Annotated in this window: 16 protein-coding genes; 5 read left to right on the top strand and 11 right to left on the bottom strand. The window is 47.2% G+C overall.

The window, feature by feature from the left end; genetic code table 11:
* The first annotated feature begins 1 nt into the window (after window position 1).
* A complete protein-coding gene (locus LC084_RS06375) occupies window positions 2-3,343 on the top strand; it encodes a hybrid sensor histidine kinase/response regulator (RefSeq protein ID WP_226570339.1) in 3,342 nt (1,113 codons plus the stop codon).
* Window positions 3,340-4,263: a response regulator transcription factor gene (locus tag LC084_RS06370; RefSeq protein WP_226570337.1), complete on the top strand. Its 924-nt coding sequence runs from the start codon at window positions 3,340-3,342 to the stop codon at window positions 4,261-4,263. The genes LC084_RS06375 and LC084_RS06370 overlap by 4 nt, the downstream gene beginning before the upstream one ends.
* Before the next feature lie 5 nt (window positions 4,264-4,268).
* On the opposite strand, the gene LC084_RS06365 is transcribed toward LC084_RS06370, so the two are convergent.
* Complete coding sequence (locus LC084_RS06365; protein WP_226570335.1) at window positions 4,269-5,372, bottom strand: Fic family protein; 1,104 nt, start codon at window positions 5,370-5,372, stop codon at window positions 4,269-4,271.
* A 159-nt stretch (window positions 5,373-5,531) separates the two neighbouring features.
* On the opposite strand from LC084_RS06365, the gene LC084_RS06360 reads away from it, so the two are divergent.
* Window positions 5,532-5,681, top strand: a complete 150-nt coding sequence (locus tag LC084_RS06360) for a hypothetical protein (RefSeq protein WP_226570333.1) — start codon at window positions 5,532-5,534, stop codon at window positions 5,679-5,681.
* 30 nt (window positions 5,682-5,711) lie between these two features.
* On the opposite strand, the gene LC084_RS06355 is transcribed toward LC084_RS06360, so the two are convergent.
* Both LC084_RS06355 and LC084_RS06350 read right to left on the bottom strand, forming a co-directional pair.
* Window positions 5,712-6,305 (bottom strand): hypothetical protein, encoded by a 594-nt coding sequence (locus LC084_RS06355; protein WP_226570331.1) that lies wholly within the window; start codon window positions 6,303-6,305, stop codon window positions 5,712-5,714.
* Window positions 6,306-6,320: 15 nt separating this feature from the next.
* Window positions 6,321-7,286: a hypothetical protein gene (locus LC084_RS06350; RefSeq protein ID WP_404808354.1), complete on the bottom strand. Its 966-nt coding sequence runs from the start codon at window positions 7,284-7,286 to the stop codon at window positions 6,321-6,323.
* A 678-nt stretch (window positions 7,287-7,964) separates the two neighbouring features.
* Between LC084_RS06350 and LC084_RS06345 the strand changes: the two genes are divergently transcribed.
* Complete coding sequence (locus LC084_RS06345; RefSeq protein WP_404808330.1) at window positions 7,965-8,627, top strand: type VI immunity family protein; 663 nt, start codon at window positions 7,965-7,967, stop codon at window positions 8,625-8,627.
* Between the two features lie 250 nt (window positions 8,628-8,877).
* Here the strand turns inward: LC084_RS06345 and LC084_RS06340 are convergent, their stop codons facing one another.
* The 7 genes from LC084_RS06340 to LC084_RS06310 form a co-directional block, all read right to left on the bottom strand.
* Entirely contained in the window at window positions 8,878-9,825 is a 948-nt protein-coding gene (locus LC084_RS06340; protein ID WP_226570327.1) for a hypothetical protein, read from the bottom strand.
* Between the two features lie 218 nt (window positions 9,826-10,043).
* Window positions 10,044-11,204 carry a glutathionylspermidine synthase family protein gene (locus LC084_RS06335; RefSeq protein WP_226570325.1) on the bottom strand — a complete coding sequence of 387 codons (1,161 nt, stop codon included), beginning with the start codon at window positions 11,202-11,204 and terminating at the stop codon, window positions 10,044-10,046.
* 2 nt (window positions 11,205-11,206) lie between these two features.
* Window positions 11,207-11,710 (bottom strand): DUF1190 domain-containing protein, encoded by a 504-nt coding sequence (locus tag LC084_RS06330; protein WP_226570323.1) that lies wholly within the window; start codon window positions 11,708-11,710, stop codon window positions 11,207-11,209.
* A 94-nt stretch (window positions 11,711-11,804) separates the two neighbouring features.
* The gene (locus LC084_RS06325; RefSeq protein WP_226570321.1) at window positions 11,805-12,203 is read right to left on the bottom strand and encodes a DUF350 domain-containing protein; all 399 of its coding nucleotides are present in this window, start codon (window positions 12,201-12,203) and stop codon (window positions 11,805-11,807) included.
* Between the two features lie 334 nt (window positions 12,204-12,537).
* Window positions 12,538-13,314 (bottom strand): molybdate ABC transporter permease subunit, encoded by a 777-nt coding sequence (locus LC084_RS06320; RefSeq protein WP_226570319.1) that lies wholly within the window; start codon window positions 13,312-13,314, stop codon window positions 12,538-12,540.
* Between the two features lie 15 nt (window positions 13,315-13,329).
* Entirely contained in the window at window positions 13,330-14,193 is an 864-nt protein-coding gene (locus LC084_RS06315) for an extracellular solute-binding protein (protein WP_226571152.1), read from the bottom strand.
* 376 nt (window positions 14,194-14,569) lie between these two features.
* Window positions 14,570-16,021, bottom strand: coding sequence for a tagaturonate reductase (locus LC084_RS06310; RefSeq protein ID WP_226570317.1), 1,452 nt, complete (start codon window positions 16,019-16,021; stop codon window positions 14,570-14,572).
* A gap of 191 nt (window positions 16,022-16,212) precedes the next feature.
* Here LC084_RS06310 and LC084_RS06305 point away from each other — a divergent pair, with 191 nt between their 5' ends.
* The gene (locus LC084_RS06305; RefSeq protein ID WP_226570316.1) at window positions 16,213-17,115 is read left to right on the top strand and encodes a GntR family transcriptional regulator; all 903 of its coding nucleotides are present in this window, start codon (window positions 16,213-16,215) and stop codon (window positions 17,113-17,115) included.
* 82 nt (window positions 17,116-17,197) lie between these two features.
* On the opposite strand, the gene LC084_RS06300 is transcribed toward LC084_RS06305, so the two are convergent.
* Window positions 17,198-18,619, bottom strand: coding sequence for a sensor domain-containing diguanylate cyclase (locus LC084_RS06300; protein ID WP_226570314.1), 1,422 nt, complete (start codon window positions 18,617-18,619; stop codon window positions 17,198-17,200).
* Window positions 18,620-18,680 lie beyond the last annotated feature (61 nt).

The following is an 18,680-nucleotide window of genomic DNA, read 5'->3' as shown; positions in this document are numbered from 1 at the left end:
GATGACGGTACAGCAAAAAGCATTTAAGGCACGAAGGCAATATAACCAATGGGTAACCAACCAGACCCTTGAGGATTTTGCGTTACGTTACACACCGCAGTCTTCCCGTCGCTGGCATACAAAACGTGTGGTAATGACAGCGTTAAGTGCGATCACTTTTCTGGCGCTGGAAGCAATTGGTGGCGCACTTACACTGACTTACGGCTTCAGTTATGTGATTGCTGCAGTGGGATTGGTCAGTGTTATTATTTTTTTGCTGTCGTTACCGATTGCAGTCAATGCAGCCCGCCATGGGCTGGATATTGATTTACTCACGCGTGGAGCCGGGTTTGGTTACCTGGGTTCCACGGTAACATCGCTGATTTACGCGACTTTCACGTTTATATTCTTTGCACTGGAAGCCGCTATCATGGCGATGGCGCTGAATATGTTGTTTGGCCTGCCGCTTCATTTAGGTTATTTAATCAGTTCGCTGGTGGTCATTCCGCTGGTGACCTGGGGTTTTACATTTATCTCGCGGTTTCAGCAATTTACTCAGTTCTGCTGGCTTGCTCTGCAACTGTTACCTTTTGTTTTTATCCTGCTGCGTGATAACCACGCTTTCAGTGCATGGATTCACTTCCCTGGTTTTCTGGTTCCTGACGATTCTCAGTTCGACTTGCTGCGCCTTGGTGCGGTGTGTTCAGTGTTGCTTTCGTTGGTAAGCCAGGTTGGTGAGCAGGTAGACCAGGTGCGGTTTTTGCCGGATAACGGGCAGGGGCCACGCTGGAAATGGTATGGTGCAGTCATTGCTGCCGGGCCAGGATGGATTGTGATTGGCGCAATTAAAATTTTACTGGGTTCGTTTCTTGCCGTGCTCGCCTTTAATTATGGGCTGGGGGCTGAACTTGCCAGTGAACCTACGCATATGTACCTGGTTGCATTCAGTTATGTCACCCATTCCTCTTCAGGGTTACTGGCACTGACCGGTATTTTCGTTGTGCTTTCACAGTTAAAAATCAACGTGACTAATGCCTATGCCGGTTCTATCGCCTGGTCGAATTTCTTTTTACGCCTGACACACCGCCATCCAGGGCGGGTAGTTTGGCTGTTTTTTAATGTGGGTATTGCTCTGTTATTGATGGAGTTAGGGGTTTACCGGGTTTTTGAGGATATATTGGGCGTGTATGCCGTGGCCGCCACCGCCTGGCTTGGCAGTGTTGTGGCGGACCTTACTGTCAATAAATGGTTAAGACTACGCCCGGAAAAGATAGAGTTTAGACGGGCTTACCTGTACGACATCAACCCGGTAGGCATTGGCGCCATGGGGCTTGCTATGGCATTTGGGTTGTCGGCCTGGATGGGGTGGTTTGGCCAGGCATTGCAAGTTTTTGCCTCGCTATTCTCTCTGGTCCTGGCATTTTGTACCGCGCCGTTGATTGCCTGGCTGACGCAAGGGCGCTTCTACCTGGCCCGTAACCCCGTTCAGGCGATATCGACAGAATGTTGTGTATGCGGTAACCATTTCGAAAAACAAGAGATGAGCTTTTGCCCCTTTTACCAAGGGAGTATTTGCTCGCTATGTTGCTCGCTGGATGTTCAATGCAATGATGCCTGCAAACCCCACGCTCGTTACCATGAGCAGGCGGCCAGCCTCCTGAAGAAAATTATGCGTGGGAACAAATTACGCGTTGATCCCCGTGTATGGAGCTTTTTAAGTATTCTGCTGTTGTTCAGCTCGGTAATTGGGCTATTGCTGATGTTGGTATTTGCGCAAATGCGCGGCGATTTCGGCAATGAGCAGCATTTGTTGGCGGCAACATTGTGGAAAGTATTCTTCATTTTATTGATTGTTACCGGCGTCACCACCTGGTTGTTTGTGCTGACCAATAAAAGCCGACAAATCGCCCAGGATGAACTGCGTTTGCAAAGTGACCGTCTAATGAAAGAAATCATTGCTCACGAAGCCACAGACCGGCAATTACAACAGGCAAAAGAGGCCGCCGATGACGCAAACCTGGCGAAAAGCCGCTATCTAACCGGTATCACTCATGAGCTGCGTACTCCCCTTAATGCCATGTTGGGCTATGCGCAACTCTTGGAGCGTGCTGATGATATTCCACCTGCACGCCAGAGAGGTATCAGCATTATGCGCCGTAGCGGAGAGCACCTGGCGAACCTGATAGAAGGGCTGTTGGATATTTCTAAAATTGAAGCGGGAAAACTGGAAATTTACCGCGAAGAAGTCCGTATTGGTGAGCTGGTGCAGCAACTAGTAGCCATGTTCGAACAGCAGGCAATAGACAAGGGACTGACATTTAACTATAACCCGCCGCACTGGCTCCCGGATGCCGTAATGACTGATGAGAAGCGTTTGCGCCAGATCCTCATCAACTTGTTATCCAACGCCATAAAGTTTACCGATAAAGGTGGGGTTACTCTTGATTTCCAGTATCGCAGCGAACTGGCTTTCTTCTCTGTTCATGACACCGGCATTGGTATTGGACAGGCAAACCTGGAGCGCATTTTTAATCCCTTCGAACGTGTGTCACAAGACAGCCGACGTACTGGTACCGGGCTGGGGCTGACAATTACCCGCCTGTTAACCTATGTGATGGGTGGGGATTTGCAGGTAGAAAGTGTCCAGGGAACAGGTTCCACCTTTAAGTTAACGCTGATGCTGCCCAGTTACAGTGGCGCCAGCTATCAACCCGTAGAGCCAAAAAAGGTGGTAGGGTACCTGGGGCGAAGGCAAACCGTGCTGGTGGTGGATGATGACCCGGCACATCGCCAGCTAATGGATGACTTACTTACGCCGATTGGTTTTATTGTTTTATCTGCAGAAAGTGCGGCCCAGGCTTTGGTTGCCGCCGCAGATAACCCGGTGGACTTATTTTTGCTTGATGTCGCCATGCCTGTGACATCAGGCTGGGAATTACGCAATAAGTTACAGTGTCACGGATTTACCCAGCCAGTTATTATGATTTCCGCTGAAGCCGGTGAGGGAAAATCGCGCGACAACACTCAAGAGAAAGAGCTGCGTTACCTGGTGAAACCGGTCCAGGTGCCTTTGCTATTGGAATCGATAGGTGAAGCTCTGCAACTGACATGGGACAGTGAACACCGTTTAGCGGTAAACCAGGAAAATACAGTCGGGTCAACCGGGCTGACTGGTGCCCAAATTAATGAAATGAAAGACCTTGCCAGGTTGGGATATGTGCGCGGGCTGCGCGAATTACTCAGCCAGCACACCAACGCTAAATCTATCAGCACCACTGACAGCGCAAGGCTTAATGAGTTAACAGACTGCTTCAGATTTGAAGAGATCGTGTCATACCTTGAACAACTGGGAGGCACTTCATGAGTTCCGCGAAACCTACCGTACTGATTGTTGATGACGATATTAATACCGTAAGTATGCTAAACGACACACTGGATGAAGCGGGTTTTACAGTGCTGGTGGCATTGGAAGGTAGCCAGGCACTGTCTATTACCCGGCAAATTACCCCTGATATTATTTTGCTGGATGCCGTGATGCCGCATCTGGACGGTTTCGAAACCAGCAAACGCCTGCGCGAAAGCCCGGCACTCTGGAATACGCCCATTATTTTTATGACCGGGTTGAGCGATACCGATAACGTGGTCAATGCCTTTGATGCTGGCGTGGTGGATTACGTGGTGAAACCGATTCGCATGGAAGAGTTGCTGGTAAGAATGCGCACCCATTTGCGGAATTCACGCCTGACCACAAGTGCTTACAGCGCAATGGATTTCGTTGGGCAAACGATGTGTGTCGTTAATCAGCAAGGGCAACTTCTGTGGGCGACACCCAATGCCTGGCAGTTAATGCGTTCCTGTTGTGATGAAAATTTTCTGCCCACCCGCAAGTTTATCAACCGTATGCTGATGTGGTTAAACAGCAGCGAAGGTGTTCGCCAGGCGTTGGACCTTTCTCGCCTGGATATACCGCTGAAGTTTTACTTTTCTCGCCAGACGGGTGAAGGTGAATGCCTGCTGCGTATAGAGGAAATCAACCCACGTGATGAAGACAGCGCGCTGGATACACTGCGGGCAAACCTTAGCCTGACGCCCAGGGAGGCCGAAGTGCTGCTATGGATTGCCCGGGGAAAAACCAACCGGGAGATTGGCGATATTTTGCATTTAAGCCCACGCACAGTTAATAAACACCTGGAACTGGTGTTTCCTAAACTGGCGGTAGATAACCGCACGGCCGCCGCAGCAATAGCCCTTAATGCACTGGCAGGGAAGGGCAGTGCACCGTAACCCGGTCAGATACCGCTTTTCCCCGGCAAAGAATAGCGCGTGCTTCTGCCACCACCTTCATTTGGCAGCAAAAAACCAAGCTCAACCAGATGCGCCAGGTGGCGGGTTGCAGTAGCGCGGCTAACCCGGGCAACAGCTTTATACTGGCTGTTATTGATACCATCCTGGAAATCGCCATCCAGCATCCGGTTGATCACTTTGATCTGTTCATGGTTCAGCGCCGCCTGGTTAAAACGTTGCCAGTAATGGGTTTTAAACAGGGTTTGGTCAATCAGCCCCAGTGTTTCCTCAATAGAAGCTTTCAGCATATTGACGAACCAGCCAAGCCATTGGGTGAGATCTAGTTCACCACGCTGAGTTTGTTCTATAACCGCGTAATAATCATTACGATGCGTGTTGATAGTGCGCGACATAGCATATAAACGCACCGTGTTATGTTCGGCCTGAGCCAGAGCAAGATCCATGATCAACCGGCCGATCCTGCCATTACCATCTTCAAACGGGTGGATGGTTAAAAACCATAAATGTGCAATACCTGCCCGCAAGATTGGGTCAGCCTGGGCATCGTGCCTGCTGGTGTTGAACCAGCGCAGAAAAGCCTCCATTTCCCCCGGAACCCGCATGGCATCCGGCCCTTCAAAATGGACAACCGGCTTATCTATTCGCCCGGAAATAACCTGTACCGGGCCGGTACGAAACAGCCCACCTTTAATTGCATTAAATAACTTTTCTTCAGGCGGAAATAACAGCGAGTGCCAGTACAGCAGGCGTTGTTCTGTTAAAGGTTCATCAAGATTATTGATAGCATCCAGAGCGGATTCAACCAGGCCTTCTGTGCGTTTGTCCACCGGGTAAGTGATTTCATCATCCACACCAAGATGTGTTGCCAGTGAAGAGCGAACCGAACCCGCATGCAGCCGTTCGCCTTCAATATCACTGGAATAAAGGATATTCGCCAACAGGGTATCTAACGTGGTTTGCGTTGAATTCAGTACCTGGCTGCTGCCATAAAGCTTGCCCTGTAAAAAGCGCGTATCACGAAGTAATGATGCCAGCGGGGCCGGATCCCAGGTAAATTCAGGCCACAAAGGTTGTTGCCATATCCACATAGTGTTCTCCTGAGGCAAATAACACCCTTATTCTACTCAAATGGTGAGTAGAATGTAAGGCGTAATTGACTCATGCGCGGGAATGGCGAAAAAGACGGGCAAAAAACAGCCTGGGCAGTTGCATAAATTATAACCAGGATTCATGAATGAAGGTTATAAATGAAGCATCACAGACCAAACCAGCAGAGCAAAGTATGGCCGTGGTTTTGGCAGAAGAAGATACCACCGATTCGTGGCCGCATTCGCGGGGCTACCGACGCAGAAGATATCTGGCCGGAAGTCACATATCAGTTGATTCGTGTAGAATAACCCGTCGAGAATGTCGCCGCATGTTAGCTTTTAGTCAGGTGTGAGTAGTGAGTCTTTCCGTGTCCGGCGGATCAGTTGGCGCCATGCTCTATTATGCAGGGCGAAGAGCAGCATCTTATAGAAGGCAGTAGACAAAATACAGCCACCACTTAGTAGCAGCATGGCAACACTCAACAACGCAGCAACCAAATCATTACCTGGAGAATTAGCGCCAGCCAGCACAGAAACCAGCCAGGCTAACGTCAATAGCAGGCTTATCACTGCCAGTGCGAAATGTAACCGCAGGGCACGCATACTGCCTTTACCAATCATAAACACAGTCAGGCCGTTAATGCCGGCAAAAAATAGCGCAACCAGGATAACCCAAACGAATACCCGTTCGGCAGGCTGGTTCAGGGAAGCGAGTACACCGTAACCTAACCAAAGTTGTGGAAGAGCAAAACTAACAATAATACCCAGAGTACTGATCACCGCAGGAAAACCCATAGTATGCAGACCAACCGGTTTCCCCATCTGTTCAGCCAACTGTGCTTTCAACTGGTGTAACTGAGCTGTGCTGGCCTGATTGATGCTGCTCGCCACATCGTTACAGTGTTGTAAACGGCGGGAGAATACTTTCAACATGTGGATACTCTGTGCTTAGTTAGGGGAAAATGACTGTAATAAACCGACCACATAGCGACCGGACTGGAGTGTATTCTGTGGATTGCGGATGGTTCCGGCTAGTGAACTGCTACCAAAAGCCGACGCACTGGTCACAGCACTCATCAGCTCACGTTGCAGTGATTTTTGCAATGATTCACCAGGGAAACGTTTTGGATATACTCCAGCGCGGATCGCAGCCTTCACACCTGCACTCGAAATACCCGGATTCTGCACTTTAATTATTTCTTCAGTAATACGCTTCCGCTCAACACGACTCAGGCTTTGTAACCAAGTAGTAACTTTACTTGAAGATGCCGCTTTCATCAGTTTGTAGGTGTCTAAAGTGCCTTTGAGTGCTGTTCCAGCAGCAACCAGTGAAATTACATCCAATATCGTAGTGGTAGCTACATACCAGTCCTGGCTGTCCAGCCAGGCTATATCAGAACCGAAATCATTGTGGATAGCCAGCAGTCTTCCTGCACCAAGTATGCATTGTGCACCAGTCGCCAACGTGCCAGACAGACTTATCGCTGCAATAATTCCAGAACCACCCGCAGTCAAAGGAACTGTCGCACCGGCACCAAACGCCATAAATAACGTAACAAGCATTGCACCACAGGCAAAACCCGTGGAGGTGATTTCATTTGCCAGTGAAGGGGCTGTTAATGTTGCCATCACAACTTTTTCTGCACAATGTTGCTTGATATCTGGCACTTTACTTATTACGACATGGCTGACAGTACTCTGATTAGCATTTGAAATACGACGAGAAGGGCGTACTAACCAGCGTCGGCTGCCATCATCAAAAATAATACCGACCTTATAAAAGTTACGCATGCAGTCAAACTTATCTGCTAACTGCTTAAAATCGATATCAACATCAGTCTGACTGCCAAAAATGTAAGCCAGGTCGTAACCAAGTAGAGTTTTATCAGGTGATTTCTGACCAGGGAAGTTCATCTCAGATAGCTCCTTCAATCCATGAGGACAAATAGCGCCTGCTTGTCGACTGCCTGAACAAATCAAACAGTTAGCAGAACCAATTTATAAGACAAAGGTTAGATAATAACAGTATTACAACGATATTCTCTGACTAATATATATGTACATAAGCGAGAAATGCATACCGGCTGGAACGACTAAAACCGGGGCATTACATTGCAAGAGGATGAGCAGGGTAACTGTATGATCAACGTGGTATGTTGGCAGTTATGAACGAATATGGATGCCACATGCAATTTAACATAATATACATTATGCGCACCAATGTATACTAAGGCAGAATCTGGCATTTGACGGTTGTCATTGTGTCTTGGTCGCTGGTAGCCTCTGAAAGCTCTTTTTAAAGCACTGATATCGTACTCACGCCATTTGGACTGATGGCTGCCGCCACATTCTTTTGCCTGGTATCAGGCTCACGTCACGCGCGTTCCAAATCATATTTAATCTTCTCTCTATCGGACATACCATTTTCTCTTCCTTCAGGTTGGTAAATTCGTACTTGTTTCATGCCTAAGCTTGTTCGTACTGGAAACCGTTAATTGCCAGCGCCACTTACTAACCTGACGCTGAGTATCATCAGGGAACGCTTACCCCGATTTGGACCGCCACTGGCATGTGAAAAGTTTGAGGAAGCTCATGGTCTGGTCTCTTGCAAAGAAGCCATCATATCAAAAAGCTTGGAAATACAGCACGCTGGAGGGATCCGCAGCCCCCATTGGTCTGAAAGGCCCCTGCTGGTACACCATTCTGGGCAACCCGTGGCTGGAGAAGCTGGGCGGCATGCAAAAACTCCAGCGCCGCCTGGCGAAAACACCGGATATTGAGCTCCTGCCCTATAACAGCGGCGTCATCCTTAAAGCCGGATCGCTGCCGCCAGCGCTGGGTGAAACAAATACAGAACCGTTACCACCGCTGCTGGTCAGAGTGAACCAGATAATCAGACCCGTGCGGTTCGATAAACCCCGCTCCCTGCACTTTTACTCTGAATACGCAGACTTCCAGTTCGAAACTGAATCCACCATGAAGTGGTACCGCCGTTTTGATGAGGCCAGCGCACGGCTGGATGAAGAAGACGCCGGGCTGGAAGAAGAGCCGGTTCGCATCACCTGCTGGACGGATGAACCCGCCCCCCATTCAGGAGAATGGGCCGCCATCGTTAACGGCGCCGCGCAGTACATCCGGGCACTCGAGGGGCAAAAGATGCCATCATTTGAGGACAAGAACGGCAGGATGCACCGTGTACGCTGGTCACTACTGAAACGTGATGACAACGGCAGTCTTTTAAGCGCTCCCTCGTAAGCTATGTGCCCTGAAAATTCACCTGATGGGCGGCGTGGATAGGCTACATTTGCTTGCAAGACCCTGGATATTTTCGTTTTGCGAAATGGATAGAGCGGCTGGCCCAAGGGATTGATTATGGTGTTATTGAAGTTTCGAAAGTACACTAAAAAAAACAGGCCAAAAATTTTTTAGCATGTCGTCATGCACCAGGATAAGATCATACCAAACAGTTGTCTATCCGCCATATTTTCAGCGGATAGACAACGGACTACCTGCAAAATTTTGGATAGCTAGAATTGTGACATATTATCTCATGTAGCTGCTGAACTCTATTGGGGTTTTTATGTATTCCAAACCCCCCATTCTTGTACATTTCAACTAAATTGTCTGCAGATGTGATTGCTCTGATATCAATATACTCACCAAAGAAATAAACATCGAGAAGTTCAGTCGATCTTTTATAATCTGGTTCAAACTCATTACCGCCATAAAAATATAAGTCACCGAGTTTGATGCACGATAGTACAAACCCCAGCTTACAGGATTTATCAAATAAAGAAATAGCAGAGATTTCACTTTTATTGAAACCATGTCCGTCAATATACATATAGGCAAGATAATATTCCCCCCACCCAGGAGCTTTTACAGCCTCAGCCTCTGTATAACGCATGAAATAAGATATTGCAATATCATAATTCTGTTCAACACCTTCTCCTCGCCAGTACATAATACCTAATGATATTAAAGCTTCAAAATCACCATCTGATAGTGCATTTAAATAGTACCGGAGAACACTCCCTTTCCTTTTCCTTTGAAATCCATCCCATTTGTTCAGTAAATGAAAAGCATCCATTTCATTAACAGTAAAATCCTTTTTAGTTTCAAAAAAATATGCTATCTCGCCCAACTTATTAAAAGCAATATCATCGTCATTGTCTGCTGCCATAGTTAACCAATGTATTGAATCTTTAAAATTACCTGCAGCCAGGTATACCTCACCTAAAAGCATCTGTTTATCAATATCACCACCTTCAGCTTTCTGTATAATATCAATTGAAGATAAAAAGTAACTGCAGTTTTTTGATTCGTTGCTTACACACTTCGATTTAAAGTTATTTCTTAAATTTTCATTTATTAAAAAATCATTTAATGTATAGGATTCATCATTGCAAGAAGAAATTACAAATACACCTAATATTAATAAAAAAATCTTCATCTGTTGATCCATCAACTCTTTGTTAATTTTATATATAGTGTAAATAGTCGAACATTTACACTCTGAAAACTTTACCCATAATTATGATATACACAATGATAGAGAAAATCTGGCATGATTATTGATTAATTAGAAGAGCATCACATTTCAAACCACCGGGGATCATATGCCACAACAGTGATGGTTCTCATTGCCTGCCTTATGTATAAATGTATAGCTCAACCAATATAATGTGGCACAAAGCGTGAGGTATCTTTAGTTATTAGCGAACTGTCTTCACGAATCCCTATGCCAGCAGCTTCGTCGTCGATTATCCAACTACCAATAAGCGTGTAGCTGTCACCGAAACGTGGCAATGGTTTAAATGACTGATAAATAACAGGTTCACTGCCATAATTGCCATCTGTTTGGGTAATAACATGCTGTTGGCTGTCTAATACAGTGATATTGCCACCTTCGCGAGAAAACAAAGGCTTGCGCACCACACTTTCACCTGGTGCAGAAAGGGATTTTTCACCATCAAACCAGGCGGGCAACAAATTGGGGTGATTTGGGTTAAAACGCCATAACAGAGGTAAAAGGCCTTTATTGCTGAGCACACTTTTCCATAATGGCTCATACCATTGCTGGCGTCGCTTACGTAATAAAGGACCGTTTTCATCTCGCATCATCCATTCCAGGGGGTAAAGCTTGAATGCCCTACGAATCACATGATCCTCAAGATCGGTTAGCTCGCCACCAACGCCCAGCCCGATATCCTCCATATACAGAAATTGTGTCTCCTGCCCTGCCTGCCTGGCGCAGTCCTCCAGGTACAGCACCGTGGTACGGTCCTCATTACTGCCTTCACAACAGCAAAAATACAGCGGTTCTGGTGAACAGAGCTTCGCAAAACGAGCAATCAACCGTTCCTGAATGGAATTATACTGATCTGCATTACGCGGAATAATGCCGTTGTTGCGCGCATCTTCCAGCCACAGCCACTGAAAATACGACGACTCATACAGTGAAGTTGGCGTATCAGCATTATATTCGAGTAACTTAACCGGGGCCTGTCCACACCAGACAAAATCCATCCGGCCATATAACGACGGGTCACGCTGGTGCCAGCTTTGGGCGATTGCATCCCAGTAAAGCGGCGGGATAGCGAGTTGCTCCATCATCTGCTGGTCGTTGACCGCACGGTCAACCACATCAAGGCACATTTGGTGGAGTTCAGCGGTGGGTTGTTCTATTTGCTCTTCAATTTGGCGTAGCGTAAACCGGTAGGCACGGCGTTCATCCCAGTACATTTCATTATCGATAATATGAAAATCGAAACCGTGCTGCTGTGCGAGTTTATCCAGACCTGGCCGCACAGGTACATCGTGGCGTAACATCCCTATCCTCCCCAGTGCCCACCGTGGGCTGAGCGACCAAAGCCACCCCGAGACAAAGTTGCAACTTTGCGGGTATAAAATTTCATTCCGCGCCGCTCACTGTCAGCCCCGCGGCCAACATGCCAGGCAAAACTGCGATCAGCTGTTTTCCAGACAGGGCGTGATGCGTAAGCCCCCCCGCCACTGCTGTAGGTATGATCTTCATCTTTGTCCTTGCGAACATGCTTACTCAATAAGAAACCCGCCATTACTGGTGCCCAGCTGTAACTGGAGTAATCAAAACGGCACGTTTCAAACTGCTGCTGGCACTGATCAAGCGTCAGGTTACGAGGCACTTCGCCAACAAAAGATTTTTCAGCATTAAGCCAGGCATCAGTACACACATCGAATGTATTATTGTCTTTCATACAATCTTGTACTGTTGAATAAAATACGCCATCACCGTCATTATCCGATGACTCGGTATCAGTACATCCTTTCAGAACGAAAAAAGCCGCTCCGCCCATAATCGCTAATTTAAGGCATGTTCCTGCATAGGGGCTTTTCTTTTTTTCGAATGGATTCCCATTTACTTTTTCTTTTCTTCGACATAAGTTGCTACTATTCAGTCATACAGGCCGCATTTAAAATCCCACCGGCCAATGCAGCTGCTCCCATAAACAGACCTGCCGCAGTATGGTTATTAGTTATTTTTTCACTTAATTCAGAGATATACAGCCGAACACCTACGTAGACAAGCAACTGGACAATAAAGGCAACTACAGCCCAGAGCAGGTAATCTGGAATACTGGCAGAATTGATAGCCGCACTGGCCAGCGGAATAATATACCCCAGAAGCACGCCGCTAAAAGCAAACGATGCCGCCATATTTCCTTGTTTGATAAGCACCCACTCATTATATGGAGTTATTTTAGAGTAGACATTTAAAAATAACACAACCAGAGCAGAGCCAATGAAAAAATAAGCACAAAAAGCCAGTAGCGAGTCAATTACATGCATATATTATAGTCCTTTAATTATTTGATGAATCTTATCTCAGGCACTAATTCACATCAATAAAAACCGCTCAGGGCAGCTTACCTCGGGTGAATAATCATGAGATTTTCCTTAGATATATCTCAGAGTTCAAATAACAAAAAACCCGCCAGGGGCGGGTCAGAGTAAGGCTTAAACCACCTCAGGCAAGGTGGAAACTATCAAGAAGAAAGTATAGGGCTTAGTCATCTTGTTTAAGAATAAGCCAGAGATTCAGAGTAGCGCAAGTAACGGCAAACAATTGCTATAAAACACCACAAACTACCTTTGTTACAGCACAAACCACCACCTATGGTGGTCAACGCACCCCAGACACATTGCGTGCACGGGAAAAGCAATACAAAGGCAAAGGGAGTGTGAACAGCAGCAGTAACCAGACCAGTGTGTAAACAGCATTGATCCCGTCATTTTGTAAATTGATATACAGTTTCACTGGCATTCCCTGGGGGAAAAAAGCAAAAATCATCACAATACCAAACTCCCCCACTACCCTTACCCACGCCAGAGCCAGCGCGCTGGCAAGACCTTTACTTGCCATAGGTAAAGCTAAATGCCAGAACCGTTGCCACCGCCCCGCTCCCAGGGTTTGCCCGGCCTCTAAAATAGACTGAGGAACACCATAGAAAGCGGAACGTGCAGCAATAATAAAATACGGCAACCCACCGTATACCTGGGCCAAAACAAAGGCCGCGGGGTTATTCACTAAAGACATGCCAAAATGGCTTAGTGCCAGCCCGGGTAAGCTATATGGCCCCCACGCTGAAACCAGCAAAATTCCCATAGCAAGCGGTGGCGTGAGTAGCGGAACCAATACAATTAACTCAGCAAACCTGGATATACGCCCGCTTTCTTTCGCAAGCCACCAGGCTACGGGAGTCCCACCCAAAACAATAATGGCCATCGCCACCATCCCCAGGGCCAGAGAAACGGTTATCGCATCTCCATCCCCCCAGGCCAGGTGAAAGCCTGCCCATGGCGTTTGCGTAATTAGCGTAATAAAAGGCACCAGTAATAAAACCAGTGCCGGTAAGGACAACCAAATAACACGATTACGGTACATCGTAGTTAGGGACATCTAGTTATTCAGCGATCATTGGACATACAATGCAGAACCCTTAGGTGCAGCATAACCACTCTGTTTAAACAGTGACTGGCCTTGTTTGCCCTGCATAAACTGGACAAATTTCTCGCCTTCCTTCACACCATCCGGGGCATTTTTCAAAACGGCAGCATAATAGACCAGTGGCTGAGTATGTAACACTTTGTCCTGACCTTTACTGTCTTTGATGGTAAAGCTGACTTTGTCATACCATTTTTTGGCCATATCCGGATTGCTAAGGTTTATTTGATCCGGTAGAGCGACATAAGGAAGTTTGGCGGAAATAACTTCACTCTCATAACCAGCAGCCGCATCAACCTGCCCGCCTTCAAGCCGGGTTAATAGCCCGCCTTCCATATGGATTTGAGCCGGGTTTTGCACGCCGCCCATCACTTTTTCCCCAAGACCTGGTTGCTGGTAGTATTTATCGGCCAACAATAAGGTAAATACAATGTTCTGGCCTTTCGGATCACTGTCCGGGTCTGTGCGGCCAAACTTAACACCGGGTTCAGCTAATACTTTTAACCAAGAGTCATCCTTACCACTTGCGGCAGCAAATTGAGAGGCATACTTGCTGTGCGGGTTCCAGGCAATAACCATACTGGTACTTGCCACAGGCACGGCAGTATCAATTAAACCGGCATCTTTAAGAATTTGCATTGGCCCGGGTGTAATCGAAACAAACACATCTGCCTGCACCTTTTTACTTGCCAGTAAACGCGCCATGCCATAAGCACCCTGTCCTTGACCCTGGTATTGCACTTGGTTCTGTTTTGCAAATGCAGGCCCCAGCTTTTGATCCATCACTTTTCCCATAGAACCGGCGTAAGTCACTTTGATATCGGACGATGCCATAGCAGAAGTGCTCACAATACAAAAACCAATTAATAAGGCCAGTGGCCGAAATTTTTTATTCATTATCCCCTCGCTATATATTTAATAACATAACGAATTATTCGCCTGTTAAGCACTGGGAACAAGAGAAAATGCATAGGTATTTATGATTTATTGAATATTTTCACGAAACCGCGCCTGCATAATTAATTTCTTAAAAAACAGTTTATTATGTAACTTTAACTGCTCTTTACTACCCTGCAGAACCGGTATGCGGTGTCACCAGGTAGGGTTTTACTTATACCAATAAGTATGTTGTAACTATAGTATGTCTGATAAAAAACCCCGGTACAAAGCCTGCCAGTACCGGGGTTGCATAAATCTTAGGTTTAACCGATTAGCACAGCGGTTTTACCGCTGAACGCATACCAAGTTTCAAAATGGATTCCAGGTTAGCCGTAACTTGCTCAACCATGCCCGGTACCTTAGTGAGGTCCTGTTCCCAGTGTTCACTGTCAGACAGAACGGTCTCAACCAGGTGGCGCACGGTGACTTGTTTGTCACGCACACCGCCCCATAATTGCTGGTAACGGTCGAGCCAGTGAGCATCATCCTGCAGCGGGTAAGCTTCTCCGTTACGTTCGCCCTGGTAGAAGGCAATCAGCGCAGCCAATGCGAATGTCAGGCGAGCAGGCAATTTACCTGTTGCTTTCTGCCCTGCCAGTAGTTGCGGCAAAATACGGGTACGGAATTTTGTCATCCCGTTAAGGGCAATAGAGAGTAACTGGTGTTTAATGTACGGGTTGCGGAAGCGGCCAACCACTGCACGAGCAAATGACTCCAGCTCATCCTGCGGCAAATCCAGTACAGGAATAATCTCTTCACGAATGGCGTTTTCAACAAAAGCGCAAATTTCGCCATCAGACATGGCTTCGCCAACGGTATTCAGCCCAGCCTGGAATGCAACAGGAACCAGAGCGGTATGGGCACCATTCAGGATGGCAACTTTACGTTCTTTATAAGGTTTAATGTTATCGACAATCAGCACATTCAGTTTCAGCTGGTCAAGGCGTAACTCTTTGGCAAGCCATTGCGGGCCCTGGATAACAAACAAATAAAAGTGTTCTGCGGTATCCAGGAAGCTGTCGTGGTAACCCAGGGATTGTTCAATTTCGCTCGCTTCATCACGCGGGTAACCCGTTACAATTCGGTCCACCAGCGTAGAGCAGAATGTGTTGGCTTCTTCCAGCCACCGGCTGAACGCAGATGGCAGGTTCCATGCAATTGCATAGCGCAGCACCAGTTCGCGCAGGGCTTCACCGTTATAATCAATCAGTTCACAAGGAATGAGCACCCAGCCTTTATCTTTCGCGCCATTGAAGTGGCTGTAGCGTTCGAACAGCAGGCGGGTTAATTTAGCAGGGAAGCTGACAGCTGGCGCATCATCAAATTTGTCACCTTCATGCCAGGCAATACCTGCTTCGGTGGTATTTGAGAATACAAAGCGAATATCCGGGTTATGAGCCAGTTTCAGAAATTCGTCATAATCCTGGTAAACATTGAGTTCACGGTTTACAGAACGAATCAGGCGGGATTCACTCACTGCTTCACCGCGGTCATTCAAACCACGAATAATTGTGGTATACAGGCCATCCTGAGTGCTTAATGACGGCGGGAAATTGCTGTCGATAGGCCGTACAATCACTACCCCGGCATTGAGGTCAGTTTTTTCGTTCAGCAGGTCAATTTGCCAGTCAATAAAAGCACGCAAAAAGTTACCTTCACCAAACTGGATGATACGGTCCGGGTAAGCGTTACCGGGAAAATCTTGACGATTAAGGGTTTTCACGATGTAGTCCTGTATTATGCAAACTATGGAGTCATGGTAACCAGTTATAACCAGCTACACTTTCTGGTACTTATCTCACCTGATTCGGCCTGAAATACCCTCTTCCTTTGTGTGGTAATGTGATGAGTGTCACACTAAGTGGTTTTTAATTGGTATTTAATTGCCTTTTCCCTACTGAAACGATACTGCCCATGAGCCGGACGCAAAACCTGCGCCATAATGTTATTAACCAATTTATTGAAAGCCTTGTTCGCGGCCACCTTTCTTCGCCTTTGCCTTCGCAAAATGCGCTAGCCGATATGTTTAATATCAGCCGCACCACCGTGCGCCATATTCTGGAACACCTGCTATCACGCCAGGTGCTGGTTCTGGAGCAAGGGCAATATATTATTGCCCGTATGCCATTAGAAGAAGATGGCTACCAACAAGCCCGCGTGCCTGCAGAAGCCCAGCAGCGCATTTTTGAGCGTGCGTTTTATCTCATGATTAACCAACGGCAATTACGTGCCGGAGATCAATTTACCGAAGTTGAATTGGCAAAACAGGCGGGAGTCAGCCCGGTAGTCGTACGTGAGTTTTTGCTTAAATTCAGCCGTTATTCGCTGATAGAAAGTGAGCGCCGCGGTACCTGGCGTATGAAAGTGTTTGATAAAGCCTGGGCTGAGCAACTCTTTGAGTTACGTGAAATGCTGGAAACTCACTCACTGCAACGTTTCATGAACCTGCCTGCAGATGAGCCTAACTGGTTGCTGGCCAGAGATCTGTTAGCCCGGCATCGCACAATGCGGGGCACAATAGGTGACAATTACCGGATGTTTGCTGAGCTGGATCGCGATTTCCACGCCCTGTTGCTTTCCGCCGCTAACAATATCTTTTTTAACCAGTCTCTGGAGATTATTTCGGTTATTTTCCATTTCCACTATCAGTGGGATGAAAGCGATTTAAAACAACGAAATATCGTCGCTGTGGACGAACATATGACGATTCTTAGCGCCATGATTTGCGGCGATGACTTAGCGGCATCACGGGCATTACGTAACCACCTTAATACCGCTAAAGTGAATATGATTGCATCGCTACGCTCCGTTAACTAACCGCGTTTAATTAGCGGAACCGGCAGCAACAAGGGCGAAAAAGTGACAATGTCACTATAATTATTTCACTATGCTTATTGAATCAGGATGCCGCCCTGCTCATCACGGGAACATTTTGTGCGCACAGTTGATTACGCCCATGTTGTTTCGCCTGGTACAGGTAACGGTCTGCTTCTGTCATTTGCGCATTAAAGCTGGTTTCTAGCGAACTCGCGGCGCAGGCAGTCCAGGACAACCCCAGGCTCACCGTAATGTGGTGAGTATGGTTTTTCCATGCAAAGTGGTGGTGTTCTACCCGCTCGCGCACCTGGTGCCCCAGCATAATGGCATCAGCATTGGACATAGCCGGGCACACAATTGCAAACTCTTCCCCACCCATGCGGGCAAACCAACCTTTATCTCCAACGACTTTGTTAACCACCGCGGCAAACTCTGCAAGGATTTTATCCCCACAATCATGCCCCCAGCTATCGTTGATGTTTTTGAAGTGATCAATATCCAGCAGCATCACCGCTAACTGCCGATTACTGGGCGCCATACAACCGGATTCGTTACGCAGTTTCTCGTAAATACCTGAGCGGGAGAGCACTTGCGTTAGATAATCATAATCAGCCCGGCGAGATGCCTTACGAACCAGGGCATTGATAGTTTCCACGCTGACGGACACCATCAACGGACATAACGCAATAGTGGCAATCCCCAGGCGAGCGGAAAACATCTGGTTAACGTAAAGCGGCGATGTCATATGAATTTCGATAATGGAGTTAGCCACCAACACAATTTCCGTCATCCCGGTAATCAGGGTAATCAGGCACACGAAAGGCAGCGGATAGCGCGTGGCACACCAAATTAACGCCGGTAACGGAAATGCAAGGCTACCAGCGCCACCAATACCCACTGACGCCACCATACAGACAATCACGGCAAGCAGCGGGTACAGGTTATCCAGCCGCAGGTTAGGCCACTGTGGGCGAACCATAGAAAGCAGGCATGGCAGTATAAGCACCCCTGTCGAAAATTGTTCGCTGAACCAGTCGGCAAATAGTGGGTAAAACGCATGTCGGTCAACAGGCATTGAGCCTACTGCACCAAATAAGGCGCATAATGCTGCCCCAAAAATACAGTAATTAAACAAGCTCAGGGCATGGACAGGCAATGGTAGCGTAACTGTTGCCCGCCGTTTCTCGCGCAGCACCAACAACGCAACGGTGATAATAAACACCATATTAGAGAAGTTAATTAATAACGATGCGGTTCCCCAGTTGGTGGTCACACCGTCATAAATTATCATTGCTGCATAACATAATGCGTAATAAAACGGATTATTGAGAAAGGGATAACGAATAAAGACAGCAGCCAGCACCGCATTGAGTGGCCAGAAGAGCGACAATGCTTCCACCACCCGCAAACTGGCACCAAAAAAGTAAAATACTGTGGTGATAACAAAGAGAGAAACCGCACTGATAAGTGGTTTTTCTCTGGAAAGAAACCGATTTTTCGCCATTATTTTACTTCGAATTGAGAACCCGTCTTTTGCGGTTTTCACCGCCGCTATGCAAATCAGA

The organism is Mangrovibacter yixingensis, assembly GCF_020523985.1.
Classification (GTDB): Bacteria; Pseudomonadota; Gammaproteobacteria; order Enterobacterales; family Enterobacteriaceae; genus Mangrovibacter; species Mangrovibacter yixingensis.
Note: the sequence above shows the minus strand (reverse complement) of the source record. Positions and strands in the feature narration are given on the sequence as shown.

Excerpts from the sequence above, each read along its gene's own strand:
- LC084_RS06375 (WP_226570339.1), top strand. The coding sequence starts at position 2 with ATGACGGTACAGCAAAAAGCATTTAAGGCACGAAGGCAATATAACCAA.
- LC084_RS06370 (WP_226570337.1), top strand. The coding sequence starts at position 3,340 with ATGAGTTCCGCGAAACCTACCGTACTGATTGTTGATGACGATATTAAT.
- LC084_RS06365 (WP_226570335.1), bottom strand. The coding sequence starts at position 5,372 with ATGTGGATATGGCAACAACCTTTGTGGCCTGAATTTACCTGGGATCCG.
- LC084_RS06360 (WP_226570333.1), top strand. The coding sequence starts at position 5,532 with ATGAAGCATCACAGACCAAACCAGCAGAGCAAAGTATGGCCGTGGTTT.
- LC084_RS06355 (WP_226570331.1), bottom strand. The coding sequence starts at position 6,305 with ATGTTGAAAGTATTCTCCCGCCGTTTACAACACTGTAACGATGTGGCG.
- LC084_RS06350 (WP_404808354.1), bottom strand. The coding sequence starts at position 7,286 with ATGAACTTCCCTGGTCAGAAATCACCTGATAAAACTCTACTTGGTTAC.
- LC084_RS06345 (WP_404808330.1), top strand. The coding sequence starts at position 7,965 with ATGGTCTGGTCTCTTGCAAAGAAGCCATCATATCAAAAAGCTTGGAAA.
- LC084_RS06340 (WP_226570327.1), bottom strand. The coding sequence starts at position 9,825 with ATGAAGATTTTTTTATTAATATTAGGTGTATTTGTAATTTCTTCTTGC.
- LC084_RS06335 (WP_226570325.1), bottom strand. The coding sequence starts at position 11,204 with ATGTTACGCCACGATGTACCTGTGCGGCCAGGTCTGGATAAACTCGCA.
- LC084_RS06330 (WP_226570323.1), bottom strand. The coding sequence starts at position 11,710 with ATGGGCGGAGCGGCTTTTTTCGTTCTGAAAGGATGTACTGATACCGAG.
- LC084_RS06325 (WP_226570321.1), bottom strand. The coding sequence starts at position 12,203 with ATGCATGTAATTGACTCGCTACTGGCTTTTTGTGCTTATTTTTTCATT.
- LC084_RS06320 (WP_226570319.1), bottom strand. The coding sequence starts at position 13,314 with ATGTCCCTAACTACGATGTACCGTAATCGTGTTATTTGGTTGTCCTTA.
- LC084_RS06315 (WP_226571152.1), bottom strand. The coding sequence starts at position 14,193 with ATGGCATCGTCCGATATCAAAGTGACTTACGCCGGTTCTATGGGAAAA.
- LC084_RS06305 (WP_226570316.1), top strand. The coding sequence starts at position 16,213 with ATGAGCCGGACGCAAAACCTGCGCCATAATGTTATTAACCAATTTATT.
- LC084_RS06300 (WP_226570314.1), bottom strand. The coding sequence starts at position 18,619 with ATGGCGAAAAATCGGTTTCTTTCCAGAGAAAAACCACTTATCAGTGCG.